The organism is Bacillus hominis (assembly GCF_018332515.1).
GTDB classification, from domain to species: Bacteria; Bacillota; Bacilli; order Bacillales; family Bacillaceae_G; genus Bacillus_A; species Bacillus_A hominis.
The window spans coordinates 1-9,475 of the sequence record NZ_BOQD01000273.1; the positions used below are offsets into that span (position 1 = coordinate 1).

Annotated in this window: 12 protein-coding genes; 2 read left to right on the top strand and 10 right to left on the bottom strand. The window is 35.5% G+C overall.

Translation table 11 applies throughout. From position 1 onward, the window contains the following. The 4 genes from phnE (KI356_RS22005) to KI356_RS22020 all read right to left on the bottom strand — a co-directional run. Window positions 1–800 (bottom strand): phosphonate ABC transporter, permease protein PhnE (gene phnE, locus KI356_RS22005; RefSeq protein ID WP_212936446.1); only part of this gene is annotated, 800 nt, incomplete at its 3' end. Next, a complete protein-coding gene (gene phnE / locus KI356_RS22010) occupies window positions 800–1,594 on the bottom strand; it encodes a phosphonate ABC transporter, permease protein PhnE (protein ID WP_212936447.1) in 795 nt (264 codons plus the stop codon). The genes phnE (KI356_RS22005) and phnE (KI356_RS22010), both read right to left, overlap by 1 nt. After that, on the bottom strand, window positions 1,591–2,364 hold the full coding sequence (gene phnC, locus KI356_RS22015) for a phosphonate ABC transporter ATP-binding protein (protein WP_212936448.1): 774 nt from the start codon (window positions 2,362–2,364) through the stop codon (window positions 1,591–1,593). Before phnC ends, phnE (KI356_RS22010) begins: the two co-directional genes overlap by 4 nt. A 100-nt stretch (window positions 2,365–2,464) precedes the next feature. Continuing rightward, window positions 2,465–3,403, bottom strand: a complete 939-nt coding sequence (locus tag KI356_RS22020) for a phosphate/phosphite/phosphonate ABC transporter substrate-binding protein (RefSeq protein ID WP_212936449.1) — start codon at window positions 3,401–3,403, stop codon at window positions 2,465–2,467. A gap of 185 nt (window positions 3,404–3,588) precedes the next feature. On the opposite strand from KI356_RS22020, the gene KI356_RS22025 reads away from it, so the two are divergent. After that, window positions 3,589–5,172 carry a bifunctional metallophosphatase/5'-nucleotidase gene (locus KI356_RS22025; RefSeq protein WP_212936450.1) on the top strand — a complete coding sequence of 528 codons (1,584 nt, stop codon included), beginning with the start codon at window positions 3,589–3,591 and terminating at the stop codon, window positions 5,170–5,172. 40 nt (window positions 5,173–5,212) lie between these two features. On the opposite strand, the gene KI356_RS22030 is transcribed toward KI356_RS22025, so the two are convergent. Both KI356_RS22030 and KI356_RS22035 read right to left on the bottom strand, forming a co-directional pair. Beyond that, entirely contained in the window at window positions 5,213–5,452 is a 240-nt protein-coding gene (locus tag KI356_RS22030) for a DUF896 domain-containing protein (protein WP_002014431.1), read from the bottom strand. A 45-nt stretch (window positions 5,453–5,497) separates the two neighbouring features. Then, window positions 5,498–6,154, bottom strand: coding sequence for a YneB family resolvase-like protein (locus KI356_RS22035; protein ID WP_212936451.1), 657 nt, complete (start codon window positions 6,152–6,154; stop codon window positions 5,498–5,500). 140 nt (window positions 6,155–6,294) lie between these two features. On the opposite strand from KI356_RS22035, the gene lexA reads away from it, so the two are divergent. Further along, window positions 6,295–6,915: a transcriptional repressor LexA gene (lexA, locus tag KI356_RS22040; RefSeq protein WP_002121525.1), complete on the top strand. Its 621-nt coding sequence runs from the start codon at window positions 6,295–6,297 to the stop codon at window positions 6,913–6,915. A 103-nt stretch (window positions 6,916–7,018) separates the two neighbouring features. On the opposite strand, the gene KI356_RS22045 is transcribed toward lexA, so the two are convergent. The 4 genes from KI356_RS22045 to KI356_RS22060 all read right to left on the bottom strand — a co-directional run. Continuing rightward, window positions 7,019–7,819 (bottom strand): DUF4097 family beta strand repeat-containing protein, encoded by an 801-nt coding sequence (locus tag KI356_RS22045; protein WP_212936452.1) that lies wholly within the window; start codon window positions 7,817–7,819, stop codon window positions 7,019–7,021. Window positions 7,820–7,822: 3 nt separating this feature from the next. Continuing rightward, window positions 7,823–8,365, bottom strand: a complete 543-nt coding sequence (locus KI356_RS22050; RefSeq protein ID WP_212936453.1) for a DUF1700 domain-containing protein — start codon at window positions 8,363–8,365, stop codon at window positions 7,823–7,825. Beyond that, entirely contained in the window at window positions 8,358–8,681 is a 324-nt protein-coding gene (locus KI356_RS22055; protein WP_212936454.1) for a PadR family transcriptional regulator, read from the bottom strand. The genes KI356_RS22050 and KI356_RS22055 overlap by 8 nt, the downstream gene beginning before the upstream one ends. Window positions 8,682–8,911: 230 nt before the next feature. After that, window positions 8,912–9,475 (bottom strand): ATP-binding cassette domain-containing protein (locus KI356_RS22060; protein WP_212936455.1); only part of this gene is annotated, 564 nt, incomplete at its 5' end.

A 9,475-nucleotide genomic window follows, 5' to 3' on the forward strand; every position in this document is an offset into this window, starting at 1 on the left:
ATAATTCGCTTACGAATAGAACTTGAAATAAAATCAATTATAATTACCATTAAAATGATACCTAATAAAATAATTCCCACACGAGACCAATTACGTGAACTAAGTGCAAAAATTAATGGCGTACCAATACCACCTGCTCCAATAACACCTAAAATCGCAGCGGATCGTACATTAATTTCGAACCTGTATAACGTATACGATAGAAAATCCGGTAACACTTGTGGTAATACCGCATACCAAAGTATTTGAAACCGATTTGCACCCGTTGCTATTAACGCTTCCGTCGGTCCCTTATCTATATTTTCAATTCCTTCCGAATATAGTTTCCCTAACATTCCGATAGAGTGTAACCCTAAAGCTAGAACTCCGGCAAAAGAGCCTGGACCAACAGCTTTTATAAATAAAAGAGCCATAACTAATTCTGGAAATGTACGAACAAAACTAAGTACAAATTTCCCAGTTCCTGAAGTTAATTTTCCACTACTCATATTCGTTGCCGCCCAAAAAGCAAATGGAACAGATAAAAAAGCAGAAATAAATGTACCTAATATCGCAATTGCCAACGTATCAATTAAACCATGTAATAAATCTTCACCATCTGGCAAAGATACATACGACCAATCTGGGTTTAATACGCCTGTCATAATTGCTTTTGTAATTTCTACCGCCGTATTCTTTATTCCCTCTAACGGGACTCCCGAAAAGGCCCATACATATACAACTGTAAGTGCTATAAAAATAATCCAGCGATTTACACTCAGTTTCTTCGGTTTTGGTATGATTATCGTCGTTTTACTCATTATAATTTCTCCCGCAACAATGTACTTATATAATCAATTAGCAATACAACAACAAGGGTATAAATAATAATGGAGGCAGTTTGTTGATATTGTAAAAATCCAAGTGTACGATCATAATATAATCCAATACCACCTGCTCCTACTAAACCTAGAACAGCTGCTGCACGTACATTCACCTCAAATGTATAAAGTACATAGGAGACGAAGTGCGCTTTCACTTGCGGAATGACCCCATAAACTATCCATTGCACCTTATTCGCTCCTACAGCTGTCATCGCTTCTAACGGACCTGGATCAATTGATTCAATTGACTCATACAATAATTTCGCTACGAGTCCAACCGAGAAACAAGTAAGAGCCAAAATACCTGGAAGTGGTCCTATTCCAAAAATCGCTACAAAAATAGCCGCTAATAATAAATCTGGTATTGTTCGTATAAAATTTAAAATCAATCGAGCTGGACTGTACAAAAATACACTAGTAAATACATTACTTGCGGCAAATAGTGCAAGTAGAATGGCTAAAATCGCCCCTAAAGTCGTTCCAATAATCGCCATACGTATTGTATCTAACATTGCTGTTGTAATAATTTGAAAATAACTCCAATCTGGTGGCACCATTTCCTTCAATAAATCCATCATATTTGGAAAACCAACTACTAGTTTTGAAAATGATGCGTCGACCTGTACACTACTACCCCACAACAGTAAAATAACTAGAATAACCGTTAACATATGTTTCAATTTACTCGGCGGCTTCGGTATCGATTTCGAATATATCGTCACTTCATTCATTTTGCTGCCACCTCTAATAATACGCTTTTCTGAGCTACGTCCCCATAAATTTCAGCGAATTTTTCATCCGTTGCCTCTTCTACTAATCCATCAAATACAATTTCACCAGCATGTAATCCAATAATACGAGTAGCATATTGCCTTGCTAAATCAATAGAATGTAAGTTTACAATTGTCGTAATTCCAAAATCTTCATTAATTTTCTTCAAATCATCCATTACTTGCTTTGTTGTCAGTGGGTCTAACGAAGCAACAGGCTCATCTGCCAATATGATTTTTGCTTCTTGTGCCAATGCTCTAGCAATTGATACACGTTGCTGTTGTCCCCCTGATAATTCATCAGCTCGTGCATATGCTTTTTCGGAGATATTCACTCTATTCAACGCCTGGAATGCAAGTTCCACATCCTCTTTCGGAAACAGACCTAACGTTGTACGCAATGTAGAATGATATCCAACCCGCCCAGCTAATACATTTTTCAGTACCGTTGATCGCTTCACAAGATTAAAGCTTTGAAAAATCATACCAATATCTCGGCGCATGCGTCGTAATCCTTTTCCTTTTGCAGCAGTAATAGACTCCCCTTCAATAATGATTTCTCCTTCTGTGATCTCATGAAGGCGATTTACCGATCTGAGAAGTGTAGATTTTCCAGCCCCGGATAGCCCAACCATTACAACAAACTCACCTTTTTGAATTTTCAAGTTTATATTATTCAATCCTTTTGTACCATTCGGATACACTTTGGAAACATTTCGAAACTCTATCACACATCTTACCTACCTTCTATGTATTATCAATAACTGAAAAACGGCAAACTAACTGAAATCACACACTTTCCAGTTAGTCGCCATTTCCATTCCATATGTATTATTGCGTTTTCACTTTCTTTCCATATTCACGAACGATATCAAATTTACTATCATCAGATTTTACATATCCTTCATGTGAGTATACTTCTTTAATGATTTTGTGCCCTTCCTCATTCTTTCCTATTTCAATGAAAGCATCTTGTAATTTCTTGCTCCACTCTGCATCTAAATCAGAGCGTACAGAAATCGTATCGTTTGGAATTTTCTCCGTAAATTTTACTATTTTCGTTTGATCGAATATATTCGGATAATCTTTTTTTACAATATTGCGAGCATCTTGGAATACAACAGCAGCATCTACATCACCATTTAAAAGAGCAATAAGTGACTGATCATGACCTTTTAATGTAACAGGTTTCACATCTTTCAACGGATCGATTCCCTCTTTTAACAATACAGCCGCAGGCCATGCATAGCCCGCTGATGATGTTACATCTTGATAGCCAATTTTTTTACCTTTTAAATCTTTTACACTATTAATATTAGAATCTTTCTTAACAACAAACTCTGATTTATAAACATCTACTAAATCCTTTGTGGGAGCTCCAGTTTCATCATCTACCCCAAAACGTTGCGCCTGTAAAATTACGTTTGCAGCCTTTTTCTCATGCGCTAACACATACGCTGTTGGAGGTAAAAATCCTACATCTACTTGCTTAGATGCCATCGCTTCTACAATTGTATTGTAATTCGTTGAAATACTAACTTTTACCGGAATGTTTAATTTATCACTTAATAGCTTTTCCAATGGTTTTGCCTTCGCCTCTAACGTATCTGCATTTTGAGAAGGAACAAATTGAACATTTAGCGTCTTCGGTACATAACCTTTTTTCGCATCTTCATTTTTACTTGCACTTGATTCCTTCGTTCCACATCCACTTAATAATCCCGCCGCTAGTACAACTGTTGTGCTCATTGCAAAAACTTTTTTCAACATGTTAATGCCTCCATTTTTCGTTGTTATAAAATAACCTTCCATAAACATGAAGAAATATATCACACATTTTTACAAACAATTGCTTATTTACAGAATCTTTACACATTCTATACATTCACATTAAAATTCTGTTCATATATTTGATATGATTAATTGAAAGATAATAATAGAAAAGGTGAATGGTGTTGAATCAAAATCAAATTGTAACTTTAAATATTTTATTAACAAGCGATGTACATGGTACTGTGTATCCAATTCACTACCAAGATAACTCCAAAGCAGAAATTGGTTTAGCTAAAATTTCTACTCTCATAAAAAAAGAACGTTCTCAAAATGCAAACGTTCTTTTGATTGATAACGGTGACTTTATACAAGGAACACCATTTACCTATCATTACGCTACATACGAAAAAGATAAGGAAAATCCAATGTCCTTATTAGCTAACTACTTAGAGTATGACACTGCAATTATCGGCAATCATGAATTTAATTATGGAATGGATATATTAAATCATGCTGTAGATACTGCAAATTTCCCGTACCTATCAGCAAACATTTTAGATAAAAACATAAAAAAACCTTATTTCGGGAAACCATATATAATAAAACATATCGAATCAAATATGAAAATTGCTATTTTAGGGGTAACAACGCATTACATCCCAAATTGGGAACAAGCCCATCACATAAAAGATTTACTATTTGAAGACGCATTCGAAACTACAAGAAACTGGGTTTCTTACATCCGCGAACATGAGAAACCAGATTTACTAGTCGTCGCCTATCACGGAGGGTTTGAACGTGATTTACAAACTGGGGAACCGACTGAAGTTTTAACAGGTGAAAACCAAGGATATGCAATATGCCATGAAATTGAAGGCATAGATATTTTACTAACAGGCCACCAACACCGAGAAATCGCTCACACAGTGATTAATGGTGTAACAATTTTACAGACCGGATGCAATGGACATTCAGTTGGAAAAGTAACAGTAACATTTGAAAAAATGGAACAAAAATGGGTGAAGAAAGAGAGTTATTCACAATTATTGCCTGTGCAAGGAATTGAGGCAGATAAAGATGTTCTTTCCTTGGTAGCCGATTATGAAGAGAAAACACAAAAATGGCTTGATCAACCTATTGGAATCATTCATGGGGACATGCGAATTTCAGATGCTATGCAAACTCGTTTGCAAGACCATCCTTTTATTGAATTCATAAATAAAATACAGATGGAAATAGCTAATGTCTCTATTTCTTGTACAAGCTTGTTCCAAAATACATCTCCAGGTTTCCCGCAACATGTCACAATGCGGGATATCGTTACCAATTATATTTATCCAAACACATTACAGGTTATTCGAGTGACTGGAGCAGATATAAAAGATGCTCTCGAACTCTCTGCTACTTATTTCACATTAAATAAAGATGGAGATATAATTGTTAATCCTGCATTCATAGAACCAAAACCTGCGCACTATAATTACGATATGTGGGAAGGGATTTCGTATGTATTAAACATTTCAAAACCTATTGGGGAGAGAATAGAGTCTTTACAGTATAAAGGCGCTTCTCTTAATATGAATGAAGAATATGACGTTGTTATGAATAATTATCGTGCAAGCGGTGGCGGGAACTTCTTTATGTTTCAAAATAAACCAATAGTAAAAGACATACCAACAGATATGTCTGAACTTATCGCTAACTATATATTGAAGCATAAAAGGATAGAAGCAACGAAAAATGACAACTGGAAAGTTATTAAATAACGATTTTAACACATAAAAAAAGATGGGCTGCGCCCATCTTTTAATTTAATTTTGCATTATCTTGCTTTTTTAAAGCTTTTAATTTCGCCGGTGTAACATCAGTGCCTTCTTCGTTAACGACTTTAATTCCTTTTAATTCGTTTAACATATTTTGACGAAATCCTTTTAAATATTGTTCACGTAGCGATTGGCGCTCACGTTGTTCTTCTTCAGTTAAGCCTTCAGCTTTTGCTTTTTTCGCTAAGAAGTTAATGCGTTCAATGAGTTCTTGACTTGGCATCTCGAATCCCCCTTCTACTCAAAACTGTTTATTATCATACAATAGTTAGTCTTCTTTATCAAGCAATTGCTTTGTATATTCTACATATCTTCGATGTACAGTTGCTTTTGAAACATCATGACCAAAACCACGAAGTGTTGCTGCAATTTCTTCAAAAGTTAATTCATTTCGGCGTAAACGTACAATTTCCTCAATTGGCACTTCTTTTTTCTCACGTCCTATACTTAAATGACGATTTTTCAAATTATTCTCCGGACGAAATCCTTTCTCTACCGCCCTTTGCATACCACGTTTAATTTTTAAATTGTGGATCTTTCTTTGATACTCTTCAACGATCCCAATTATATCTAGCACCATCGAATCAGAGTCAGAGAGTTCTAATTCTCCATTATGCGTATGCGTATATACTTTTATTCCCTCTTTATGTAAACAATGCATTAATGCAATCTTTGCATTTCCTCTACCAAGACGCGTTTCATCCTGTATAAGTAGTACATCAACTTGTTCATCTCGAATTGTATCTAGTACTTCTAATATGCCATCACGTTCAATTGTATAACCGCTAGCCTGCTCCTCAATTACCTTTGTAACATCCATTTGATAGCGCTCAGCTAAATGCAATAATTCATCTTTTTGACGCAATAATGATGTTTCCTGTTCTTCTTTTGTTGTGCTCACACGTGCATAAATAATTGCATTCATTTTGAACCCTTCTTTCTCAATATATTTCCTTATAGTGTATCATAAATTCGCCTTTTGTTCGAACTTATGTTTGTAGAATGTTTATTCGCATGTTATACTTAATAATAATAAAAACGAAAGAAAACGAGGTGTTAGAAAACATGGAAAAGTTAACGAAGCGCCAGCAAGACATTCTCGACTTTATTAAGCTAAAAGTACAAGAAAAAGGATATCCACCTTCCGTACGTGAAATCGGCCAAGCAGTCGGCCTCGCTTCTAGTTCTACAGTGCACGGACATTTATCACGACTAGAAGAAAAAGGATATATTCGACGCGACCCAACAAAACCACGAGCAATTGAAATTTTAGGTGACAACCGAATAGAAACAGAAACACAATCAGTTATTCAAGTTCCAATCGTCGGAAAAGTTACTGCCGGTTTACCGATTACAGCAGTAGAAAGTGTAGAAGAGCACTTCCCACTTCCAGCTAGTATCGTTTCTGGATCAGATCAAGTGTTTATGTTACGTATTTCTGGAGATAGTATGATTGAGGCTGGTATCTTTGATGGTGATTTAGTCGTAGTTCGTCAACAACAGTCTGCATACAACGGTGAAATTGTAGTTGCTTTAACAGAAGATAACGAAGCAACTGTTAAACGCTTCTATAAAGAAAAAGACCATTTCCGTCTACAACCGGAAAACTCTTCACTAGAACCTATCATTTTAAAACAAGTGTCAGTTATCGGAAAAGTAATTGGCGTATATCGTGACTTACATTAAAAATAATAAAAAGAAGATAATCCCCTTATTTATATAGGGCATTATCTTCTTTTTATATTTTGATAGATTTCCGTTCATCCAAAAGAGTGCATTTCATTAATTATTAACGCGTTTCAATAGTAACATCTCCAGCAGTGGTTTTTCCGCTAATCTTTTTACTACCATTACCAATCGTTATATTTTTATTTTCCTCATTAAAAATCGTTACATCTCCAGCAGCGCTTTGCCCACTAATAACTGCATCTTGCGGTTTTTCCAATAAAGTAATATCTATATCTCCAGCAGTTGAACTTGCCTCTAAATCATATTTAGAATCATGATCAATGATATCTACATCTCCACTAGCCGTTTTCGCTGTCACTTTCCCTATTACTTTTTTAAAATTCACCTCACCAGCTTTTGTAGATCCCTCCACACTCTTAGCCGTTACATGTTTCAAATCTACTTCTCCCGCAAGTGTCTCAACACTTACACGATCACTTTTCACATCACTTATTTCTATTTGTCCAGCGGATGATTTTACTTTTATCTCTTGGTAAAAACGTTCAGGTACAAATATAGTCAATGTAGGCGTTTGAAATCCGAAATTGTAAAATGAAAAATCAAACGAAACACCCTTTTCTCTTCCCCCTATAATTTTTAATCTGTCACCATCTTCAGCTATACGAATCTCCTGTTTACTTACGTCTCCTGTTTGCTTTACATAAAAAGAGGAATCAGGAGATTTTTGGACAACAATATCTCCAGCATCTAACTTAACTTCTACATTTTTTAGCGTTTCGTTTTTAATTACGTCCTCTTTATCTCCTTTTCCTGCAGTTTGTACTGCTTTTTCATATGTTTGTGAAATCCCTATTACTCCAATAATGATACAAGCGATAGCTACTAATAATATCTTTTTCATCATCTACTCCCCTTTTATCATTTTGAAGTTCCATATTACATATCGTACGCATAATCTTTTAAACCACTTCGTACTATAATAAGCTACAATACATAACAACAAACCTACTCCAACAAACGTTATACTAACGAAAAGATCCAACCATATAAAAGTGCCCATAAATACTTTTACAATAACGAAAAATGGTGTCACTACACTAGCAATCCCACCGACCCAAAAAGAAAATATAAAACCGATAATTGCAACTAACGGGCCTAACACAATAATAAAATTAAACAAACTAAGTCCAATCGCTGCCATGACAGCTCTTGTTATATTCGAAGTCGATGGATCCTTTTTCATCTCATCAAAGCGATACAAAGCAAGCAAGTCTTTCGCAATCACCTTTGGAGATCCAAGTCCCTTTATTATTTCTGATTCAGTTTTCCCCTCTTCCATCCCAAACTGAAAGTGCTCTTCATAATCAAATAAAATATCTTGTCGCTCTTCTTCTGGTAACTTTCTAAGATGACTTGATAATTCTTTAAGAAACTGCTCTTTACCCATCCCATTCCACCCCTTCAATAATTTCTTGAACACCTTTAGCAAAATCACGCCACTCCGTTACTAATAACGTAAGTTGCATCTCCCCTTGCTCTGTTAGTTGATAATATTTACGGGGCGGTCCTTCCGTGGATTCTTTTAAATATGTTTGAAAATATTCCTCTTTCGTTAAACGACGTAATAGCGGATATACAGAACCTTCCGATATTAAAAATTTATTTGAAATTTGCTGAACAAGTTCATAACCGTAACAATCCTTACGTTTTACAAGCGCCAATACACACAGTTCTAACACACCTTTTTTAAATTGAACGTTCAAGGACAATCCCCCTTTCTTATTTCAGTACTGTTCAATACACGGTACCCGTCATATCCATAATATACCACTAGGTACTGTTTATTGCAAGGTACTGGATTATATTCATTCCCAAAATATAGAAAACATACGAATAAAAGCCCAAATAAGATCCTGTTATAAAACTGACCATTACTCGGGCTTTTATTCGATTCGAACTGCATGAATACAAAACTTCATTCACTCTTTCTCCTCTATGAACCAACTTCCATTTGTGACCCTAATAAATTTCGAAACACACCTTTTCTCTCTTTGGCCAATTGATTAAATTCACCTTTTTGAACAATTTCACCTTTTCCTAAGACAATAACTTGATCTGCATTGCGTATCGTAGATAAACGATGTGCAATAACAATAATAGTCATCGTTCCTTTCAATCTTTCTATTGCTGATTGGATTTTTACTTCATTTTCAGTATCTAACGCACTTGTAGCTTCATCTAATACTAAAATGGACGGTTGCCTTAAAATAGCGCGAGCTAGTACAAGTCGTTGACGTTCACCACCTGAAAGTCTCACTCCACGATCTCCTATGAGAGTATCAAGCCCTTTTGGAAGCGTTCGTACAAATTCAGCTGCCGCCGCAAAATCTAATGCAGTCCAAATTTGTTCTTCACTCGCATTCGGCTCAATCATCAATAAATTTTCTCTTATGCTTGCATTAAATAAAAAAGGATCTTGTGGCACATAACTAATTGCCCGTCTCAATGACAATAAATTTTCACTTGTAAGAGGAGTTCCATCTATTAATATTTGACC

What these genes read in the sequence shown, in the direction of transcription:
- phnE (WP_212936447.1), bottom strand. Translation starts at nt 1,594, where the DNA reads ATGAATGAAGTGACGATATATTCGAAATCGATACCGAAGCCGCCGAGT.
- KI356_RS22020 (WP_212936449.1), bottom strand. Translation starts at nt 3,403, where the DNA reads ATGTTGAAAAAAGTTTTTGCAATGAGCACAACAGTTGTACTAGCGGCG.
- KI356_RS22030 (WP_002014431.1), bottom strand. Translation starts at nt 5,452, where the DNA reads ATGCCAAGTCAAGAACTCATTGAACGCATTAACTTCTTAGCGAAAAAA.
- KI356_RS22035 (WP_212936451.1), bottom strand. Translation starts at nt 6,154, where the DNA reads ATGAATGCAATTATTTATGCACGTGTGAGCACAACAAAAGAAGAACAG.
- lexA (WP_002121525.1), top strand. Translation starts at nt 6,295, where the DNA reads ATGGAAAAGTTAACGAAGCGCCAGCAAGACATTCTCGACTTTATTAAG.
- KI356_RS22045 (WP_212936452.1), bottom strand. Translation starts at nt 7,819, where the DNA reads ATGAAAAAGATATTATTAGTAGCTATCGCTTGTATCATTATTGGAGTA.
- KI356_RS22050 (WP_212936453.1), bottom strand. Translation starts at nt 8,365, where the DNA reads ATGGGTAAAGAGCAGTTTCTTAAAGAATTATCAAGTCATCTTAGAAAG.